Source organism: Streptococcus sp. 116-D4, from assembly GCF_009731465.1.
Classification (GTDB): Bacteria; Bacillota; Bacilli; order Lactobacillales; family Streptococcaceae; genus Streptococcus; species Streptococcus pseudopneumoniae_E.
Window position 1 is genome coordinate 1268324 of the sequence record NZ_AP021887.1, and the last position, 20765, is coordinate 1289088.

A 20765-nucleotide genomic window follows, 5' to 3' on the forward strand; every position below is an offset into this window, starting at 1 on the left:
TCGCTCCGCTAGGTGCGAGACAAAAGAAACACCCGCTATGTGGGTGCGAGTCGAAGGTTATACAAAAAAACTCCAAACGCGATACAATAAAGGTGTTAAAGCCAGTTGTATAGCGAAAGGAGAAAAATATGGCACAAAAGGTTCTTTTGTCCTGTTCTTGTTTCAATTGACTATATTTCTATACTTTTTTCCTTTCTCTGTGAAAATCGCAAGTTTTTCCCACCTTTTCTCAATACTGAAACAACATCTTTCCAGAACTTCAATAATTTCTTTTTGTGTTAAATCATTATTTAACTAAATCTTTGGAGATAATACCTTTTCAAAGCTACTTTTTTACCCTAGGTTTTGAGCCTTCAATACAGATTACTAAGCCAAAAATGCTCTAAATTTTTGAAACTCTAACAAATTCCACTCAACTTCATCATCATCTTTGACTTTCACAATATCTTCCTCAAAATAACATGGAATAAAGATAGTTTTCTTTTGAAACGGTTGTAGGAGGAAAATCTCTCCTACACTATTATTGAGTCTGAGAGAAAATTGCAAAATATCATCTACCAAACTTTCAATTATTAAGATTTTTTGCAGTCTATCTGAATTAGAATCGCAAGGCTTCTCAATAATATAATTGTCGAATTCTTTCATTCTAACTTCCTCTCCACTATTTCTTCCTTTATCAAGAAAAAGTTTCCTAAATATTAATAAAGTACAATTCTAAATTAACTCCAATTATTGATTCATGATAATATTTCAGTAACTCATCGTGCAATTAAAAACAAGGATTTTTATTTCAGACGATCCATCTTGAACACTTCATCAGCCATTTCCCAAATTGCCGGATTATGTGTTGCGATAATGATTAGCCTATTATCATCTCGAAGAGATAGCAAAATCTCCATAATCAACTGAGAGGTTGCTGGGTCTATTGAAGCTGTTGGCTCATCTGCCAGAATAAAGGGTGGATTCTTTAAGATAACTTTTGCCAAGGCAACCCGTTGCGATTCTCCGCCCGATAACTCAAAGATGCGCTTATCTAGGTCAAGATAAGCCAGGCCGACCTGTTCTAAAGCCTGCTTCTGCCTCAACCGCTGTTCCGACCGACTCAACTTTTGACCAATGAGACCTAGCTTAAGGTTTTCTTCAATACTTTGGTTTTCAATTAAGCCAAAGTTCTGGAAGAGGTAGCCCAATTCGTGACGGAAAAAATCACTCGATTTATAATTGGCCAAGTCTTTACCTCGGTAAAAAATCGTCCCATCATAAGATTCTAATTTCCCAAGCATGTTCATCAAGGTTGTTTTTCCGCTACCACTTGAACCAATTAAGGCATAGACTTTTCCAGCCTCAAATGTCATTGAAAGATTCGAAAATAACTCTCGTTCTCCAAAAGATTTACTCACCTGTTTAAGTTCAATCATATTAACCTCCCTTCAAAACAAGCATGGACATCTTGTTTTCTTTCTGCATTTGGACATGTAACTGTAAAAGAGATAGACCAGTAAAGAGTAACGAGAATAAGAAAGCAACTACTATCTCTACCATAAGAAATACACTCGCAACAAATCCCAGTAAAAACACACCCAGTTGAGCAAAGAGATAAGTGCGATGGATTTCTAAGAACCTGAGACCTGCAATGCGTTTGATAAAAATGGCACGTCTAAATTCTTCAAAGTAGAGCCTATTCATAGTGTTAAACAACAAGATTGAAGTTGCAATCCCAAGCACAGCTCCTGCTAGCATTACCCAACGTTCCCTCTGGATATTATCCAATAATGTGATGTAGTTGTGGTAACCTGTTTGCATTTCTGAGACCCAATTTTCAACGCCTTGTCTCTGGATAAGCTCCTGGGCATCAGACAATTGATTAAAGAGAACGTAGTTCTGTACTGCGTCTACCCAAAACAAAATGGACTGTGGACCAGTTGATTGGGGTGTTATAACAATGATGATTGGATCTTTCAAAAACTGCTGGTAAGAAATAGGGGTCGTATTATACACAAAACGATCCTGACCTGATTCCAAATAACCTACCGTAGCAGTCATTTGCTGTTGTTCATCTTGACTAGACATACGACTGGTTAAGTCGTCTTCAAAAACAGATTTATAATGTTCTTCCTCTGAACGGAGGTGTTCAGGCAGCAATAAGACAAACTCCCCTACATCAAGGTGATTCATCTTTTGCTCAATAGTTGTATCTACAGGAATGTTTTGACGCTCCAAGTATTGCGGTGTGACGATAAGGACATTGCCATTCGGGTTGTAATCGTGCCATTCTGTAGAGGTTATAAAGTTTTTGGAGGAAGCCATGCCATTTTGCAAAGTACGGTCAATTAACTGGTGTCTAGATAAGAAAGCCTTTTGTTCTGAAACAGCCAGATCCATCAATTGATACCAAGTTCTGAATTTCCTTTGAGCTTGTTCATCAAAACCAGGACTCGTTCCTTCACGGCTGATTGATAGGGTAATCAGTTGCCTTTCCTGGCTCCAAGCCTCTTGTCCAATCCGATGCTGTTGCCAGGCTTGGGAATACTTTAAGCTACTCCCTATTCCCAGCGTTACAATAATAATCGCTAATAGTTGACCGATTAAAATCAAACTAATGATTCCTCTGACAGGCACTTGCCCTTTTATAATCTGCATCAGGTGTATCTTTTTTATCCCAACTGCGAAGAGTTGAGCGAAAAACAGGGAGATCGACAACAAGATGAGATTATAACTGAGCAAGCCTTCTCCTATGGTCATTAGGGATTGCGTTGGAAGCGACAGAATTTTTTGCATAAGAATGGCGAGCACGCCAGCTAAACTGAAACCAACAGCTATCCCTTTCAAATCCTCACCAACTGGTCTAAGGAAAATGGACCACCGTTTCTCTCCTGAAATGAGGCGAATGCCCGACGACCGTAATTGGCAAATTTGACTAATTAAAGTCAGTGCTCCAAAGGTTAAGATGAAAATCAATAAACTGATTAACTGAAATCCGTTACTAAAGATAGCCATTAACGTAGATAGTTTAGATGGAGTTGTCAGGTGCATGTTAGTCAAGCCAAGTTGACTTAGCTCCTCCCTTAGCAAGTGAATATCTAGGTTTCCATCGAATACAAAATAGTTTGTTTCAACACTACTACTTTGAGCATCTTCTAGATTTTTTTCCTGTAGCCCATCAGGCAACTTTCCGTTCCCAAAGGCCGTATAAGAAAATACTGGAGTACCTTCTGAGTTAGGATCCTGGTGTTGAATCGCAATAAAGCTATCTGTTTCTTCTGCTAGTTTTTCCAAGCGTGTAGCAACATGCTGAAAAGTTGTTTCAGGGGAAGAATCACGTACAACAACGTTGGGGTAATAATAGGAGACATATGTATCAGTCCAAATGGTAAATACCCAAACAAAGAACAAACTAGCAAGCAGGTTGGATATGAGTATAAATAATTTTTTCATAGTGCATTCCTTATTCTAAAATAGAGGACAGAAATACCCCTGCCCTCTATAAACTAACAAGCTTACTAAACTATTGATAAAAGAATCTTCTTCAATTATTCTTTACCATCCCGCATCAAATGTAACTTGCTCCCCAATTATTTGGATCATGATAGCCTCCATAGGTCCACTCGCCACCACGGTGAGAAGCTACCAAAACAGGAAGAGCCAAACTAAATGCCAAAACGGCAAGGGATGATGCAACTACATATTTTAATTAGAAATCTCAGTCTGAATTATAGTATCCTATTTTTTCCTCCTTTCTAACTGCACGTTCCTTTCTACAGGCAGAGACCTAATTTTATAAACTAATCTTAAATACTTTAGATTTTGTAACTCATAATTTTCAACAGTTGGTTAGCTATGAAAGCATTTTATCAAACATCTCCATTCTTATATCTATCTGGTATTGTTACAAGCTCTCATCAGAATACCTTTCTCTAAATAGTTGAATTTTAAAGTAATACGAAATCAATCAGCCTTCCCAACATCAAGACCATTGGACTTCTTTTGTGATTGCACTCGAATCTCCAATTATTTATTCTTCTGAATGAATTGTTGGTAAGGAATTGTATTACTAAACATAAAAACACCTAGTAATGAAAATGAAACCGCTTTCTATTTCCTTGTTTTTATTTTAACATATATATAGTATTCAATCAAGTGTTTTTATTATATTTTGAACTTTTTTTATTAGGCTAACTTCTCAAAGTAACTTCCACTTGCCTAACTGAAGTGGAAATTAGTCTAAAACGGATTTTTATGGTGGAATTAAGTGTGAGACATTTGAGTTAGAAATGAGGCTCACTATGACAAAACATAAACACCTTACCCTTTCAGACCGTAATGATATCCAATTAGGTTTAGAGCGCGGTGAAACCTTCAAAGCTATCGGACAATCCATTCTAAAAGACCCAACTACTGTTTCCAAAGAAGTCAAACGAAACAGACAAGTCCGAGAGTCTACATGCCATAACTTTCCTTGCCCTCTACTCGACAAGGCTCCCTTTGTCTGTAATGGATGTCCTAAAAGAAGACAGAATTGTGGCTATAAGAAGATCTTCTACCTCGCTAAGCAAGCTCAAAAACAGTACGAACAAACTCTTGTAGAAGGAATTTGTGAACAAAGTCAGATTAGTAAAATTGAAAGAGGTCATTTTATTCCCTCCGCAGACTTGTTATTCAAACTCTCTCAACGACTTGAAGTACCATTAGATTATTTTTTTAATGAACAAATTGAAATTAAATCTAACCTCTCTAATTTCAAACAATTATCTGCTCGACTATTAGATGACAGAAATTATGACGATTTAGAATATCTTTATAAAATAGAGGTTGAGCGAAGCACCTTTCTAACACTAGAAGACCGAACTTACCTTGAATGGATTAAAGCTATTATTGACTTCTATCAATATGACAGTAAGTCTGAGGCTATTTCTTCATTGGAAAATATATTATTAAAAGTCTCCTCAAATACTCTGATTTATTTAAAGGCATTGAATACTCTATCTAATTTCTATTCCTTAGTAGGTCGTGAACAAGAATATGAGGCAAACTACTTTCATTTAATAGAATTATATCAGACAAAAAATTTTGAGCATCAGGAGTTTTTATTTGGCTACATCAGAGTTCGTTACAACTACGCTCACTACCTAGTGTCAAAGGAAAAATATAATGAAGCCATCCAAGAAGCTCTTGAGACGATTGAACTCTGTAAACAAAGACAGACAAGCTACCAACTGGCTCCTCTACTTATTCTTGTAGGAAATGCTGGAGCAAAATTTCTAGACAAAGAACAAGTCAAGAATTATTATATAGAAGCAAGAGAGTTATGTAAGATTTATAACAATCCTTTAATGTTGATGAAGATAGAAAATCATTTGAAGGAATTAGATACTGTTTAGTTAATCTTGACATTATAGTTTTTCTGAAACATTAAATAACCTGTAAGGCTGATAGTGAAATAAATACTATCAGCCTTATTTCAAATTTATATTCTTCGAAAATCTCTTTAAACCACGTCAGCTCTAGCTGTAACCTCAAAACAGTATTTTGAGCGACCTGTAGCTATCTTCCTAGTTTGCTCTTTGATTTTGATTGAGTATAAGTTTAAGACTTTTCAGATTATAGCATAGCCTTGTCACAATTGAAAGAAAAAGAAAAAATTTAAACTACGGATTGAGTTTATTTGCATCATCAACTATAAGTTTAAATATAGAGAAATGTAATAAAAAACTAAACAAATTGATTAGGAAACTCAAACTAAGTTACAACAATTCTTTAGGAACTACAGTCTACGACTTTATATCCAGGTCACTATAATTTCCAAACAAATTCTTATGATAGCTACCTTGTTAGGATGCTCTTATTTTTTATCAGACAAAAAAAGGATTAAGGGAGTCGATTTCCTTAATCCGAGAGTTCTTATTCTTGACGTTGTCCGAAATCAGCAATCATCTGCTCCATTTCTTGTCGACTCGGAGTGGTCAGCATATACAGGTAATCTCCTTGAAGTTCCGCAAAGGCCGCTGGCATGATTTTTTTAACCTTGAACTGATGGCTGTATTTGGCAAGCAAGTCCTCCTCAGAATAGACATAATGAGCATTTGCACGACGGGATGTAGCCAAACAATACTGAGGTTCAAAGTCTGACGCTGGGAACTCTTCTCCTGCGACAATGGATGCATATCCACGATAGAGGTCCAAGGAATGAGCAAAATTATAAACATCAATGGTGAAACCACCTGCAGGGCGGTTATTGTACTCGATGGCAATATAATCATCCCCTTCACGGAAGAACTCGATATGGAAGAAACGTTCTCTCATTCCAAATTCTTTGACAATTGCCTCACCATATTTACGTAATTTGGAATCCATATCCTTGAGCACATAGTAGGAATTGTCCATCTTATAAATCATGAGATCCAGCGGTGTATAGGCGTAGTCAAAAGTTGTTGAGAAGACAATCTTTCCATCCTTGTCCACAAGCCCGTCAAAGGTACAAATTTCGCTAGAGGTGACAAATTTCTCAAAGAAATAAATAGTTGAATGATCCCACTCAGTCTTGAAGTGATTGATATCGTCCTCTGTCTCAAGCTTAAAGGTTGCGGCTGCTCCCACTCCATTATCAGGTTTGGCAATCATAGGAAGGCCAATTTCTTTCACAGCTTGATCCACATCTGCTTCTGTCTTGATAACAGCTCCAGGTACCACAGGGACACCTGCTTTTTTGAAGAGTTTCTTCATTTCAGACTTAAATTTTGTCTTTTTGAGATCCTCTGGTTTGGCACCAAAGACATTGAATTGTTCTCTGAGTGTTGCATCCAGCTCAAGCCAGTATTCATTGTGGGATTCAATACGGTCAATCGGGCCATGTTTATAAAAGAGAAAAGCAACTGCACGTTTGACTTCATCTATGTTCTCAAGGTTATCTACACGGAAATACTCGGTCAGGCTATTGCGTAAAGGTTCATCCAATTGCTCGTAAGGTTCCTGACCAATTCCCAAAACGGTAATGCCTTTATTGGCTAGCTCAATGGTAAACTGTTGAAAGTTTTGTGGATAGTAGGGAGAAATAACAAGGTAATTCATAGGTAACTCCTTTTATAAATAGAAATTGCCGAGGAAATAAGGCATTTGTTTGCGCCACCATTCCCAGTCGTGGGCGACATCGTGCCCCCATTCAGCAAACCAGGCTGGAATTTGTTTCTGATCAAAGGCTTCTTTGAGCTTGTAGAAAGATGGTAAACCGTCTTGTTCCCAGGCTCCAAGACCCGTACACAGCACAATCTCTGCCTGACGGTAACGGTCAATAAACCAGCCGTCGTTTTGGTTCCAGATATAATCTACTGGCGAATTTTGGTAAATAGCATCGTCATTGTAGTAATCGCCGACAAAGAAACGTGCGTCGTAAACACCACTAAGAGCAATCACTTTGGTAAAGACATCTGGATGCTGGAGGAAGAAATTGACCGCATGGTAGGCGCCCATTGAGCAACCTGTCGTCATCATACCATCAAACCAACCTGTCTTATGCTTGATAAAAGGAATAGCTTCCTCAATCACGTAGCGTTCGTAGGCACGGTGCATCTCTGCTTGGTCGTGGCTATTTTTCCATGTTGCTAGCCAACTCTCACTATCGACACTTGAAAGGGTAAAGAACTGGACACGGCCTTCCTCGATAAAAGAAGCACAGGCATCAATCATGCCAAAATCGTAGTATTCATTGTGACTACCACCTGATGAAGCAAAGACCACAACTGGGATCCCTGCATGTCCATAACGATTAAGGTACATTTCACGGTTAAGGTTTCCACTCCAGTGGCTAAGGTTTTCAATATGCATTGGCTTTCTCCTTTTCTAACTTACCATTTCTCTGCAAAAAAACGGAGACAATCTGGTAAATTTTCTGACCAAGGGATTTCACTATGGATGGCACCAGACTGAACTTTCAAAACAAGATTATCTAAGTGTACCCCACCTGCTATCAAATCATGGTAATAGCGAAGCGACGAGTCAATATAGGCTTGTTTGATATTACCAGCCATCAGGGTCTTGTCCGTATCATCTGCTTCTTCAGTTCCAACATAGATAAAGATACGCTGGTCAAGCGATAGTTTCTGGCGCTCGATGTAGCGATTAAAGGCTTCTTGATGGAGCCAGTTAGCAGATGAAAAGACTCCTAGACAACCAATTCGATCTTGGTATTCCAAACCGATAAACTGGGTAATATTCCCTCCTAATGAGGAACCAATCATGGCTGTATGCTGGCGGTCTGCTTTTGTACGATAAGTTTCATCGATAAAAGGCTTGACCACCTCCATGACAAACTCGGCATACTCCACACCCTTACCGCCAAACTGCTGCCCTGGGATAGGAGATTCTTGGAACTTCCAGGCCGCATACTCATTCATCCGCCCCATACCATCATTATCAATGGCTACGACAATCATGCGACTGATATCAGGATTACGCTTAATAGCTGGGATAATCTTCCATGAATGACCAATGAAAGACTCCTTGCTATAAAAGACATTTTGCCCATCATGAAAGTAAATGACAGGATAGGAACAATCTGTGTCTTTCTCGTAATTTTTAGGCAGAAGAACACGTACACGTCGTTCCTTACCTGTATAAGGAACCTTGAGTTTGTGTTCTTTCATTTTTAAATAAAAGTAGGATTGATTCATTGTCAGAAAACTCTCTATATTCAAAATTTTATTTTATTATATCACAATTATAGAAAAAAAGTTAGTTTTTCTTCCATTTTTGGATTAAAAACTAACTTTTTTTACTTATTTTCTCAATTCTTATGGATTTTCTAATCAGAGAATATCTTCAATCAAGTCATCCACAGCATCTTTTTCGGCTTGGGGTGTGATTTCTGTGATCATGATTCCAGCCACAGCTCGCTCAACTAAACCTTCAACATCCATGCGAGCTTCATACTGCTCTGCATTCTTAATCTTAGGATTTGTTTTTGGACGATCTGGTGCAAAAATCGTGCAACAATCTTCAAAAGGCTGGATAGAAATGTCAAAGGTGTCAATTTCCTGAGCAATATCAATGATTTCCAACTTATCCATAGTAACCACGGGACGAATGATTGGAGTGTTGGTAACGGCATTGATAGCCTGCATGCTTTCAAGAGTCTGGCTGGCTACTTGACCAAGACTTTCACCGTTGATGATAATCAAACCCTTTCGTGCCTCACGAATACGGTCAGTAATCCGCATCATAAAACGACGAGTTAGAGTCATCAAGTAAGCTTCTGGCGCTATAGCCTTGATTTCCTCTTGAATCTCTGTAAAAGGAACTTCGATAAACTGGATATTGCCACCAAACTTGGTTAATTTACGAGTCAAATCTTGGGCTTTTTTAAGGGCTCCAGGACTCGTGTAAGGTGGACTGGCAAAGTGAACGGCTTCGATATCCACTCCACGTTTCAAAGCTAGATAACCTGCTACAGGTGAGTCAATCCCTCCTGACAACATAAGCATCCCTTTACCTGAAGTTCCAACTGGCAAGCCACCTGCTCCACGAATGGTTTCATAGGAAAGATAAGCAGCTTCTTCACGAATCTCCACTTGAAGAGTGATATCAGGATTTTTCATCTGGGCTTGAATAGTAGGAATTACGTCGAAAACAGCACCACCAAGGGTTTGGTTAAGTTCACGACTGTCCAATTCAAAGCTATGGTCGCTTCGTCTACTAGAGATTTTAAAGGTCATGCCTTCCTTGTAAATGTCCTGCATAATCTCTTGGACAGCAGACTTAAGCGTCGCAACAGATTTTTCAACCTTATAAGCAGGGGAAAAGGTTTGAATTCCAAAAACTTGTTTGAGCGATTCTGCTACTGCTGTGTAATCAGCTCCATTGAGGTAAGCATGGGCACGGTCGCGATCTGCCGTTACCTTAACTTGGGGATAGATAGACAAAACGTCTGAAATATTATTTCGAAGTTTATTGATGAAACGCATACGGTTTTTACCCTTGGTTGACAGCTCACCGTAACGAATCATAATTTCTGAATACTGCATGAATGCTCCTATCTTACTTTCCTAGTTTGATTGTAAATTAATTTTAACTTGGTCAAAAATTGCTCAACTTGACTCATATCATTTTCAAGGTCTAGGCTGAGGCGTACTACTGACTGGGCCTTATCCTTTTCAATCCCCATGGCAATCAGGGTTCCTGCAGGTTTCCCAGCCTTGGACGAACAAGCAGAGGTCGTTGAAATGAAAATATCATAGTCTTCAAAAGCGTGAACGATGACTTCCCCACGAACACCCTTGATTCCAAAAGTCAGGATATGAGGAGCAAAGTCTTCCTCACCTGAAAAGACAAAAATATCTGGATAATCAAGAAGAGCCTGACGGATGACTTCCTTCATCTGACTCGTTTTGTTAGAAAACAATTCCAATCTTTCCATAGCTAGACGCAGTGCCTTGGCTGTTGCTGCAATTCCTGCCACATTTTCAGTTGTCGAACGGTAATCACGTTCCTGACCACCACCAGTTAAAAGCGGTGTAATCTTCTTGCCAGACTTGATATAGACAAATCCAACACCTCTAACTCCGTGGAATTTATGACTAGAGAAGGTCGCAAAATCTACTCGGTCAGTCAAATACTTTTCAGTCGGAATCTTAGCAAGTGCCTGAACCGCATCAACATGGAAGGAAATAGTCGGCTTGTCTGCCAAGAGTTCTGAAATAGCCTCAATGGGCTGAACAGAACCAATTTCATTGTTAACTGCCATGACGGAAACGAGGGTCGTATCAGGTCGTATCAAATCAGCTAGCGCCTCAACATCCACAAATCCATTCTCATTAACTGGAGCAAAATCCACTTCAAAACCTTGAGATTTCAACCAGAGGGCTGATTCCTTAACTGCCGGATGTTCAATGGCTGATACAATGATGTGCTTGCCAAACTGGGCTTTTTCAAAGGCCACACCCTTGATAACCCAGTTATCTCCTTCTGTCCCACCAGAAGTAAAGAAGATTTCATCGCTTTTCTTACCGATTAAATCTGCAATCTGTTGCCGAGAAGCATCTAATATTCGTGTTGCCTGGTCTCCCAAACGATGGAGACTAGATGGATTTCCTAAAATTTTTGAAGCGACCTGCATATAAGTTTCAAGTACTTCAGGATAAGGCTTGGTCGTCGCCGAATTATCAAAGTAAATCATGTTTTCTCACGCTTTCTAAAATCACTCCTTCTATTGTATCATGAAACAGAGCTTGCGACAAGAAAGGGCAATGTTTGCATTAATCTGAATAACATAAAATACTCTTGATACCATCATCAAGAGCATTCTTATTCATTCTACCTAACTTTGATTATTTCTGTTAAAAATCTAAAGAAAAGTAATTTTGTCCGCCCCAGAGATTAACCGCTCCCCAAGGCGAATTTACTCCTACACCAATATGGACTGTACCATTTGCGCGTTGACCATATGGAATCGAACTTTTCCAAGTGGAACGATTACTTATCGTATTAGGAAACCAAGCCCAGTCAGTGAAATACATATTTGACACACTGCCACTATAAGTATCAGAATAGCCAGAAGCATTAAAGGTCACATTAAGAACATTCAAGCCTACCAAGCTATAACCGTCTAAAGAACTGTACTTACTTACATAATCTGCATGTACTTGACTTAAAAATGTTAACCATGGGATAGCAAACACTACCACTATTATTTTCTTCATTATCTTATGTTTCATGATATCACCTCATCCATTCTTTCGGATAGTATCGACAACTGTTTGCCTACAAGTTGTGTATATAGGTAGTAAGCCACTTATTATCAGTACTGAGACTGATAATCCAATTAAGGTGAAAACGGAAGTTAGATAGAATTTAAAAACATCTGAAATTTCCAATTTAAGCACTTGCATTGCTAAAATGGAAAGAATGACGAGTAAACAACTTGCTAATATCGAAATCGTTTTACCATAACCAATTAATTCTTTTAAGAAAAGCCAAACAATATTTTGAGTACTGTATCCCAAAGATTTTAAAATCCCTACTTCAAAGCGTCGAGGACGATTGAGCAAAAAGAAAACAAAGGACAATACTGCGATGACAAGGATGAGTAAGACTAGGGATAGCAACATTAAAAATTGCCTGATATAGGTGAGTCCTTTATTAAATTCTTCGTAGTTTTCATATGATGATAAAATAGTAATTTGTGAAGAGATTGCTCTTATTCTACTCAATTCTTCAGGAATAGCACCGCTATCCTTTAGTAACACATGAATCGCACTCGGCATCCATGATTTCAAAGGAAAACCATCTAAAGCCATCTTCGTCATGGGATGCTGTTGAATTGCTTCATTTTGCAATTCTTCCATTTCAACAATATTCATAAATAGGGTGTTCCCATAAGGGGAATATTCAAATGGATAACTTTTTTTAACAATCCCTAAAACAGGATATGTTTTATCCACTTTGACAAATAAATCACCATCTCCTTTCAATATATTCCCCTCTTTCTCTATACTTGATTCATATAAAGAAATTGGAATATAAAAAGTCAGTGTCACGGTAGTTCCCGAAACTATATTCGGTAATTTTTCATCTGAAATGAATTGCTCAGATAGATAAATCCCTTTTTCATTGCTCCTATCAAAATACTCTATCTGCCTCTGTGTTGTATTTGTCTGATACAAGGGTTGAATTGAAAAATTTTTTGTCAAGCTTCTGGTCTGACCATCAATAATCAAAGTTGGCTGAAAGTTCTTTTGAAGTTGTGAATAGTCTTTTGAATTATCAAACGTCATACCAAAAGAGAGAAACTCCATATAAGGCTTGACAGTTTGAATATTCTGACTTGTGCTAATTAAGGTGATTTCCTCCTTATCAAAACTGAGAAAATCATCCAACACTTTTGTAGTTTGTAAATGAAGCGAATCATTAATCACCAAGAAGCCATTTTCGAGTGAGTTGTTCACCAGTTGGTGATACTTATCTGCAAATAAGGACTGAAAGTTAATAGAGCTTACTGCTATAGCAACTACAAGAGCGATAAAAAACGCTAATAATCTAGGTAAAAAAGGCCTTCTATGTTTCAAAACGGATAGCTTCGTATGAGAAGACGACAAACAGGAGGACCACTTCTTAGAATCCTTTATCCCTTCATCAGAATTCAAAATAAGACAATTCCCAACTAATTTATGGTCTTTAAAATGAAGCTGAACATCTCCTATTGCAATCATCGCCTCATCATGCGAAACAATCAATACAATTTTATGATATTTGTGAGCTAAATCAATTAACAAGGCGGAGACTTTTTCTCTATTTTCTTTATCCAAAGAACTTGTTGGTTCATCAGCTAAGATTAGAGTCTTTCCTGTAACTAAGGCTCTTGCGATTGCCACTCGTTGTTCTTCACCACCGGATAAATCTTCTGGATAAGCATGCTTTAAAGAAGAAATCTGTAAATCCGCCAATACTGTATCAATTTTGCTTTCTATTTCATTTGGACTCAAGTCATAAAAGTTTAAAGCTAGTCTTAAATTTTCAAATACGGTCAAATCATTTATTAGATTTCGCCCCTGAAATACAAAGGCCACTTCTTCAGCTATAAAGACAGAGACTGATTTCTTATTTTCGATATCAATCTCTTTTCCATCGAAGAAATAAGAAACACTAGGATCCGTAGCAGAGAGCAAACCAATTTTATTCAGTAAAGAAGACTTTCCTACGCCTGACTTCCCATATATTGTATATACTTTTCCCCTTTCAAATATCAAATCTGTTGGCTCTAGCAACCGCCTGCCTGCAAAAGAGAGACTCAAATTTCTAATTTCGAACATATAACGCCCTCCTTTTTTGAAACCGCTTTCTTTATTTTATTCTATCATAAGTCATATTTTATTTCAACTAATTACTGAAGTTCGTGTAGAAAAATCTCCTCTTTTTTTAAGATTTTTTTAAAGAAATGCGGTATAATAAATTTTAATTAAAGGAGAGAATGTATGTCTAATTATCGTAGAACTTCAAAACCAAAAACAGAACACATCAAAAAGGGATTTACTGTCTTTCAAAAAACGATTGCTACCATCGGTAGTATCCTTGGCCTAATAACCGCTAGTATTACCATCATGAACGCCATGGATAATAACAAAAACAACAAAAAAGAACCGGCTACGAGTCAAACGACAACCATTGTCAAAGAAATTCAAAAGGAATCCCCTCAGGATAATACTAGTCCCAATAAGGAAAACAATACTACCCAAGAAAAAACACAGCAAGAGGAAACACCAAAATCTAGCGTCAAGGAAGAGACAAAAGAAGAGCAGAAAGCATCAACTCAGGAATCTACTACTCCTACTCCAAGTAAATCTACTACTGAAAATGAAAAACAGTCCAATAGTCCAACTTCGGAAAATAATACTCAATGAAAATCAAAGAGCAAACTAGGAAGCTAGCCTTGGGCTGCTCAAAGTAAAGCTTTGAGGTTGTAGATAGAACTGATGAAGTCAGCTCAAAACACCGTTTTGAGGTTGTGGATAGAACTGACGAAGTCAGCTCAAAACACCGTTTTGAAGTTGTGGATGGAACTGACGAAGTCAGCTCAAAACACTGTTTTGAGGTTGTGGATAGAACTGACGAAGTCAGTAACCTTACCCACGGCAAGATGAAGCTGACTTGGTTTGAAGAGATTTTCGAAGAGTATAAAAGTAATCAATAACCAGTAAAATAGCCTCCTTCCAAACTTGGAAAGAAGCTATTTTTTTATTGTTGCAATACTTTTCTTGGCTTAGTACCTTCAGCTGGACCAATGACACCTGCCATCTCAAGCTCTTCCATGAGACGGGTCGCACGGTTAAAGCCAACTGATAAACGACGCTGAATCATGGATGCGCTGGCTTTCTGGGTTTCAATGACTAGGGCCTTGGCTTCCTCAAAAAGCGGATCACCACCAGATTCACCATTTGAAAATTCTCCGTCATTTTCAGCAACCTCACCTGGATCAAAACTCTCATCGTAGTCTGCATCTGCCTGAGCCTTGATGAAGTTTACAATGCGCTCGACATCATCATCCGAGATAAAGGAGCCTTGGAGACGAACTGGATGATTTTCATCAATCGGTTTAAAGAGCATGTCTCCTCGACCAAGTAGTTTTTCTGCTCCATTTTCATCCAAAATCGTACGGGAGTCTGTCCCTGATGAAACCGCGAAAGCGACACGAGAAGGAACATTGGCCTTGATCAGACCAGAAATGACATCAACGGATGGACGCTGAGTTGCAAGAATCATGTGGATACCTGCAGCACGCGCCTTCTGCCCTAGACGGATGATGGCATCTTCTACTTCTTTGCTGGCCACCATCATGAGGTCAGCCAACTCATCCACAATCACGACAATGAGCGGTAACTGAACCTGCTTGTACTCAGACTGGGCATTAAACTCTTCTACCTTGGCATTAAAACCTGCAATATTCCGAACTCCCACCTTGGCAAAGAGTTCATAACGATTTTCCATTTCATCCACAACCTTTTGTAGGGCCTTGCTGGCCTTACGTGGATTGGTTACAACTGGAATCAAGAGGTGAGGAATATCATTGTAAACAGATAACTCAACCATCTTGGGATCGACCATCATAAATTTAACTTGGTCAGGTCTTGCCTTCATGAGGATGCTAGCGATAATGCCGTTAACAGCTACCGACTTCCCTGAACCCGTTGAACCTGCAACTAGCAAGTGGGGCATTTTGGAAAGGTCAAATGTTCTTGCGGTGCCATTAACCGCCTTTCCTAAAGGAATTTCCAAGAGATTTTCTGCTTTCGTTTGAGATTGTTCCCATAGTTCGCGGAAAGAAACTGTCGCAATCTCAGAGTTGGGTACTTCGATACCGACCAGGGATTTCCCAGGGATTGGTGCTTCAATCCGGACATCCTTAGCAGCCAAGGCTAGAGCGAGGTCATCTGCTAGATTGGAAATGCGGTTGACCCTTACACCTACTGCTGGTTTGACTTCATACTTGGTCACTGATGGCCCAATTTCGGCCCGTTCAACCGTTACCTTGATACCAAAGCTAGCAAAGGTTTCTTCTAGAATTTTGATATTTTCTCGAACGATTTTCTTCTCTTTAGACTGATCTTTTGGCTTATCTGGGGCAAAGAGTTGTAAACTTGGAAGTTTATATTCAAGGGCTTCCTTGGCTGAAAAATCGACCTGAACATCTTCGTCATCAAAGCTATCTTCCTGCTCAGGGAATTCAAGTTCAGCTTGAGGCAGGATGATTTCTGGTTCCACCCACTCTTCTTCTGGAACGGGAGGAACGTCAAGAACAACATCATCAGTCAGAATTTCACCCGTTTCCATATCGACAGGAGGCAAATCGAGTAAGGCTTTTTCAGCCTCTTCTTTTTCTAATCTAGCCTCTTGCTCAGCCTTTTGACGAGCTTTTTCTTCTTGTTTGACAAAGCGTTCCTCTTTTCGACGCTCATGCCCTTCTCGCCATTTGGCAAAGCCTCTACTGAAGAATTCAGCAATATCGTAAACAGACCAAGGACTGACTAGGAGAGCACCCACTAAAATCAAGATAGAACCAATAAAGTAAGTACCGATATTGGAAAAGAGAAAGGCGATTGGCATATAAAGAGCGACCCCAATCAAGCCCCCTCCAGCAAAACTGGTCGTTCGAAAACCAGTCAAATCCGTCACAACCTGAGCCATGGTTCCTTTTAGAACGGACTTGTCCAAACCATATTTCCAAACCAAGTAGGCTTCAAAAATCAGGAGCAAGCCAGCAAATATGGTGAAAAAACCTGATAAGAGGCCTTCCTGTTTTCGGATCCACTTAAAAAAGAAAAGATAGACCAAGAGGGCAAATATTGCCAGATAGGCTAGGCTCCCCACCAACAAACGAATTAAATTGTAAAGGGTTATACCTGCAGCCCCTAATTTGAAAGCTGCGAAAATCAATAAAATCGCGATTCCTAGCGAAATCAACATTCGTTGAATCGCTTCTTTTCTTTCGAGTTCTGCTTTAGACGGTCTTCGTCTTGTTTTACTTGTATTCTTGTTTGCCATTCTTCTATTATACCATATTTCACAGGCATTTCGGAAAGAGAAAAAGACTGCACCAAACGGTACAATCTTTTCATTTTTCTATTTTTTATGCTTGGGGTTTACGTAGGTAACCATAGACCACACCACTTACGATTGCTCCTACCAAGACAGAAACGAGGTAAAGGAGAGCATTTGAAGTAAGGGCGATAACGAAGATTCCTCCGTGCGGCGCCATCAGTTTGATACCAGTAAGACCAACGAGGCCACCTGCTACTGCTGAACCAAGGATGAAGCTTGGGATCGCACGAGCTGGGTCAGCAGCACCAAATGGAATCGCTCCCTCAGTGATAAATGACAAGCCCATGATAATGTTTGTCAAACCAGAGTTGCGCTCTTCTTTAGTAAATTTATCTTTGAAAAGAAGAGTTGCGACAAAGATTGCAAGTGGTGGCACCATTCCTCCAGCCATAACTGCTGCCATGGCTACAGAACCACCTGAAGAAACAGTTGCTGCAAGCGTACCTGTACCAAAGACATAAGCAGCTTTGTTAACTGGTCCACCCATGTCAACAGCCATCATTCCACCAAGGACGATACCAAGAAGGACAGCTGAACCTCCTCCAAGACCGCCTAGGAAGTCATTCATAGAAGTGTTGATTGCTGCCATTGGGATGTTCACAGCTAGCATAACAAATCCAGTCAAGATTGTTCCAAGAAGTGGCAAGAGAAGGATTGATTTAGCACCTTCAAGTGAGCGTGGAACTTTTACATATTTCTTAATCAAGAGAACCAAAGCACCTGCGATAAATCCACCAACAAGGGCACCTAGGAAACCAGATGAGACACCTGCAAGAGTTGAAGTTGCTTCACCACCTGCGGCATAAGGGATTTTACCAAAGGCAAAACCTTCTTTGGCAATAGCCCCAGCTACAAAACCTGCTACCAAACCTGGTTTTTCAGCGATTGAGTAGGCAACATAACCTGCAAAAACTGGAAGCATCAAACCAAAGGCTGCGCCACCGATTTTCATGAACATAGAAGCGAGTTCATGGTAGGAACCAAGATTTCCCAGGCTATCATTTGGCACACCCATAGCACCGTCAATCAAGAAAGCAAGGGCAATCATAATACCACCACCGATAACGAATGGCAACATTTGTGATACACCACTCATCAAGTGTTTGTAGAAGGCACCACCAAGACTTTGTTTTTCGTTAGAGACAGTTGCAGCTTTTGCACCATTAGCGGCACGGTAGACTTCAGCATCTCCTGAAAGAGCCAAGTTAATCAATTCTTCTGTTTTACGGATACCGTCAGCAACTGGACGATTGATCAATGGTTTGCCATCGAAACGATCCATTTCTACAGCCTTGTCTGCTGCAATGATAACAGCTTTAGCCTTACGAATGTCTTCGGCAGTTAGTTGGTTACCAACACCGCTAGCACCGTTGGTTTCGACCTTGATACCAACACCCATTTCAGCAGCTACTTTTTGAAGGGCTTCTTGGGCCATGTAAGTGTGGGCGATACCTGTCGTACAAGCAGTTACAGCAACGATAAAGTCACCAGATTCATTCGCAGAAACTTGTACTGGTTCTTGATATTTTTCTGAAGCTTGGTTAAAGAGTTCAATAACTTGGTCAGCTGATGTTGCTTGACGAAGTTTGTCAGCAAAGCCGTCTTTCATCAAGTATTGAGACAATTCTGCCAAGGCTGCCAAGTGAGTGTCATTGGCACCTTCTGGAGCTGCAATCATAAAGAAGAGGTCAGTTGCTTGTCCATCCAAGCTCTCATAATCAACACCCTTGTTTGACTTAGCAAAAAGAACAGTCGCTTCTTTGACAGCAGCGTTTTTGCTGTGTGGCATTGCAATACCATCACCTAAACCAGTAGAAGTCAAAGCTTCACGCGCTAAAATTCCTTCTTTGAAGGTTTCAAAATCTGACACATATCCGTGCTCTACCAAGCTATGAATCATTTCTTCGATAGCTGCTGTTTTTTCAGTTGCTTGCAAATCAAGCAACATGACATCTTTTCTCAATAGGTCTTGAATTTTCATCGTTTTTCTACCTCAACTTTTTCATATGTATCTTTAATAAATTCAACCGTTGCCAAGTCATCCGAGAATGTCGTTGCTGTTCCGCAAGCCACTCCCCATTTGAAGGCTTCTACTGCGTCTTTTGATTTAACAAACTCACCAGTAAATCCAGCAACCATAGAGTCACCAGCCCCAACTGAGTTTTTGACTGTTCCCTTGATTGGTTTAGCAAAGTAAGCTCCCTCTGATGTGACAAGAAGGGCACCATCACCAGCCATAGAGATAATAACATTTTGAGCACCTTTAGCCAGCAACTCACGAGCATATTTTTCAATCTCATCTAAGCTTTCAAGTTTAACTCCAAAGATAGCTCCAAGTTCGTGATTATTTGGTTTAACCAAAAGTGGCTGGTAGTCCAAACTATCAATCAAGGTCTGACCTTCAAAGTCACAGACTACTTGCGCACCAGTTTGGCGCGTCAAGGCAATCAAATCCTTATAGATGACATTGCCTAAGTTTTTAGCGCTTGAACCTGCAAAGACAACTGTATCTTCTGCAGTCAGACTAGATAAAATAGCTTTCAATTCTTCTAGCTGAGCTGGTTCAACAGTTGGACCCGTTCCGTTGATTTCTGTTTCTTGGTCTGCTTTAATCTTGACATTGATGCGAGTATCTTCTGCTACTTGGACAAAACGTGTCTCGATTTCTTCCTCTCCCAGAGTATCTGTGATAAATTTACCAGTAAAGCCTCCGATAAATCCAGTCGCTGTATTTGGAATATCTAAGCGCTTCAAGACACGACTGACATTGATTCCTTTCCCACCAGCAAACTTATCATCACTGTCCATACGATTGACACTACCGACTTGGACTTGGTCCAAGCGCACGATATAGTCAATGGATGGATTGAGTGTGACTGTATAAATCATACTTCTATTACCTCCGTTTTCTCCTTAATAACCTGCAAGAGCTCATGCCCTTGACTTGTGATAACGATAGCACGTTTGAGTGGTGCTACCTTGGCAAAGCAAGTTTGTCCAATTTTAGACGAATCGACCAAGACATAGGTCTGTTTGGCATTTTCTAAAATAGCACGCTTCACAGCTCCCTCCTCCATATCAGGAGTCGTATAATAGCCATCGTCCACACCATTCATCCCGATAAAGGCACGGTCAAAGTGTAATTGGTTAATCTGGTTAAGAGCAACGCCCCCGATACTAGCATCTGTCGCCATCTTGACACTTCCTCCAACCATGACAGTTGGAATCTGCTTTTCAACCAACTGAGCAGCATGGTGAATCGAATTGGTCACGACTGTAACATTCTTATTGACCAATTCATGAATCAAAAAAGCAGTTGTTGTTCCAGCATCGATAAAGATGACATCTTGTTCCCTAATAAGAGAGGCTGCTTTCTGAGCCAGTAGTTTCTTCTCTTGAAGGTTTTTGACAGATTTTTCTTGAATGGTTTCTTCTTCCTGCAAGGAATGGGGCAATTCTGCTCCACCATGCACGCGACGAAGCTTGTTTTCCGCTTCCAACTCATCCAAGTCTCTTCGAACCGTTGATTCTGAGGTCTCTAGCAAACTAACTAATTTTTCTAGAGATACTACATGATGTTGATGTAACTCCTCTAAAATCAGTTGCTTCCGCTCTGTTTTTAACACTGTATCACCTCCTGTTATCGTTTACACTATTCATTCTATCACACTTTCTTTCAAAGTCAA

At 39.6% G+C, this 20765-nt stretch carries 16 protein-coding genes and 2 pseudogenes; 3 read left to right on the forward strand and 15 right to left on the reverse strand.

All coding sequences use genetic code 11. The features are described from left to right. Positions 1-366 precede the first annotated feature (366 nt). The 4 genes and pseudogenes from UKS_RS09965 to UKS_RS09930 all read right to left on the reverse strand — a co-directional run. Positions 367-645, reverse strand: a complete 279-nt coding sequence (locus UKS_RS09965) for a competence protein ComA (RefSeq protein WP_156012261.1) — start codon at positions 643-645, stop codon at positions 367-369. Positions 646-785: 140 nt separating this feature from the next. Beyond that, positions 786-1418 carry an ABC transporter ATP-binding protein gene (locus UKS_RS06525; RefSeq protein ID WP_156012262.1) on the reverse strand — a complete coding sequence of 211 codons (633 nt, stop codon included), beginning with the start codon at positions 1416-1418 and terminating at the stop codon, positions 786-788. A gap of 1 nt (position 1419) precedes the next feature. Then, positions 1420-3435, reverse strand: coding sequence for a DUF1430 domain-containing protein (locus UKS_RS06530; RefSeq protein WP_156012263.1), 2016 nt, complete (start codon positions 3433-3435; stop codon positions 1420-1422). Positions 3436-3945: 510 nt separating this feature from the next. After that, positions 3946-4092: pseudogene (locus UKS_RS09930) on the reverse strand (PhrA family quorum-sensing system peptide); the annotation flags it as partial. Between the two features lie 191 nt (positions 4093-4283). Here UKS_RS09930 and UKS_RS06540 point away from each other — a divergent pair. Further along, positions 4284-5327, forward strand: a pseudogene (locus UKS_RS06540) (helix-turn-helix domain-containing protein); the annotation flags it as partial. A gap of 571 nt (positions 5328-5898) precedes the next feature. Here the strand turns inward: UKS_RS06540 and UKS_RS06545 are convergent. From UKS_RS06545 to UKS_RS06575, 7 genes are all read right to left on the reverse strand, one after another. Next, positions 5899-7065, reverse strand: a complete 1167-nt coding sequence (locus UKS_RS06545; protein WP_049497700.1) for an ATP-grasp domain-containing protein — start codon at positions 7063-7065, stop codon at positions 5899-5901. A gap of 12 nt (positions 7066-7077) precedes the next feature. Further along, positions 7078-7818, reverse strand: a complete 741-nt coding sequence (locus UKS_RS06550; RefSeq protein ID WP_049497701.1) for an esterase family protein — start codon at positions 7816-7818, stop codon at positions 7078-7080. A gap of 20 nt (positions 7819-7838) precedes the next feature. After that, positions 7839-8663, reverse strand: coding sequence for an alpha/beta hydrolase (locus UKS_RS06555; protein ID WP_156012265.1), 825 nt, complete (start codon positions 8661-8663; stop codon positions 7839-7841). 135 nt (positions 8664-8798) lie between these two features. Then, positions 8799-10013, reverse strand: coding sequence for a tRNA uracil 4-sulfurtransferase ThiI (thiI, locus tag UKS_RS06560; protein ID WP_156012266.1), 1215 nt, complete (start codon positions 10011-10013; stop codon positions 8799-8801). Positions 10014-10021: 8 nt separating this feature from the next. Further along, complete coding sequence (locus tag UKS_RS06565) at positions 10022-11164, reverse strand: cysteine desulfurase family protein (RefSeq protein ID WP_156012267.1); 1143 nt, start codon at positions 11162-11164, stop codon at positions 10022-10024. Between the two features lie 160 nt (positions 11165-11324). Then, positions 11325-11702 (reverse strand): hypothetical protein, encoded by a 378-nt coding sequence (locus tag UKS_RS06570; RefSeq protein ID WP_117305172.1) that lies wholly within the window; start codon positions 11700-11702, stop codon positions 11325-11327. A 9-nt stretch (positions 11703-11711) separates the two neighbouring features. Next, positions 11712-13796 carry an ABC transporter ATP-binding protein/permease gene (locus tag UKS_RS06575; protein ID WP_156012268.1) on the reverse strand — a complete coding sequence of 695 codons (2085 nt, stop codon included), beginning with the start codon at positions 13794-13796 and terminating at the stop codon, positions 11712-11714. 162 nt (positions 13797-13958) lie between these two features. Here UKS_RS06575 and UKS_RS06580 point away from each other — a divergent pair, with 162 nt between their 5' ends. Together UKS_RS06580 and UKS_RS09720 are read left to right on the forward strand one after the other, a co-directional pair. After that, positions 13959-14384 (forward strand): DUF6556 family protein, encoded by a 426-nt coding sequence (locus UKS_RS06580; protein WP_156012269.1) that lies wholly within the window; start codon positions 13959-13961, stop codon positions 14382-14384. 104 nt (positions 14385-14488) lie between these two features. Further along, positions 14489-14674 (forward strand): hypothetical protein, encoded by a 186-nt coding sequence (locus UKS_RS09720; protein WP_173020423.1) that lies wholly within the window; start codon positions 14489-14491, stop codon positions 14672-14674. A gap of 44 nt (positions 14675-14718) precedes the next feature. Here UKS_RS09720 and UKS_RS06585 read toward each other — a convergent pair whose 3' ends face one another. The 4 genes from UKS_RS06585 to UKS_RS06600 all read right to left on the reverse strand — a co-directional run bounded on the left by UKS_RS06585 (position 14719) and on the right by UKS_RS06600 (position 20705). After that, positions 14719-17022 (reverse strand): DNA translocase FtsK, encoded by a 2304-nt coding sequence (locus tag UKS_RS06585; RefSeq protein WP_156012270.1) that lies wholly within the window; start codon positions 17020-17022, stop codon positions 14719-14721. Between the two features lie 85 nt (positions 17023-17107). Then, on the reverse strand, positions 17108-19060 hold the full coding sequence (locus UKS_RS06590) for a PTS fructose transporter subunit IIABC (RefSeq protein WP_156012271.1): 1953 nt from the start codon (positions 19058-19060) through the stop codon (positions 17108-17110). Continuing rightward, a complete protein-coding gene (pfkB, locus tag UKS_RS06595; RefSeq protein WP_156012272.1) occupies positions 19057-19968 on the reverse strand; it encodes a 1-phosphofructokinase in 912 nt (303 codons plus the stop codon). The genes UKS_RS06590 and pfkB overlap by 4 nt, the downstream gene beginning before the upstream one ends. Beyond that, positions 19965-20705 carry a DeoR/GlpR family DNA-binding transcription regulator gene (locus UKS_RS06600; protein ID WP_156012273.1) on the reverse strand — a complete coding sequence of 247 codons (741 nt, stop codon included), beginning with the start codon at positions 20703-20705 and terminating at the stop codon, positions 19965-19967. Before UKS_RS06600 ends, pfkB begins: the two co-directional genes overlap by 4 nt. Positions 20706-20765 lie beyond the last annotated feature (60 nt).